1 protein-coding gene is annotated in these 546 nt (G+C 71.6%); it reads right to left on the bottom strand.

The genetic code is table 11. From position 1 onward, the window contains the following. Window positions 1–4: 4 nt before the first annotated feature. Window positions 5–546: fibronectin type III-like domain-contianing protein (locus KUM32_RS41590; protein WP_217146815.1), on the bottom strand; the 542-nt coding region annotated here is incomplete at its 5' end.

Genomic DNA, 546 nt, shown 5'->3' with positions numbered 1-546 from the left:
GGCGTCAGGTGACGCGCAGCACGGCCTTGTCGCGGGCCGTGGAGTCGCCGCCCACGTACACCTCGATGGTGCCGGGTTCGACGACGAAGCGGCCCGCGCTGTCGTTGGTCCAGAAGCCCAGGTCGTCGGCGCCGAGCGAGAAGCGCACCGTGCGGCTCTGGCCCGGGTCGAGGCTGACGCGGTGGAAGCCGCGCAGTCGGCGCACGGGTTGCGTGATGCTCGCGACCGGGTCGTGCACGTAGAGCTGCACCACCTCGTCGCCCGCCCGGTCGCCGGTGTTACGGACGGTGGTGGTGACCTCGACAGTGTCGCCCGCGCGCAGCGCGTCCGCGCCGATCCGGTCCGCGCCGAGCCGGGGTGGGGTGATCTCGAAGGTGGTGTAGCTCAGGCCGTGCCCGAACGGGAACTGCGGCCCGGGCGGCAGGTCGAGGTACTTCGAGGTGTACTTCTCGTCCGCCCTGTAGGGGCGTCCGGTGTTCTCGTGGTTGTAGTGGATGGGGATCTGTCCGACGGCCCGGGGGAAGGACGCGGGGAGCTTGCCCCCGG

This window comes from Streptomyces sp. AC627_RSS907, assembly GCF_019049165.1.
Note: the sequence above shows the minus strand (reverse complement) of the source record. Positions and strands in the feature narration are given on the sequence as shown.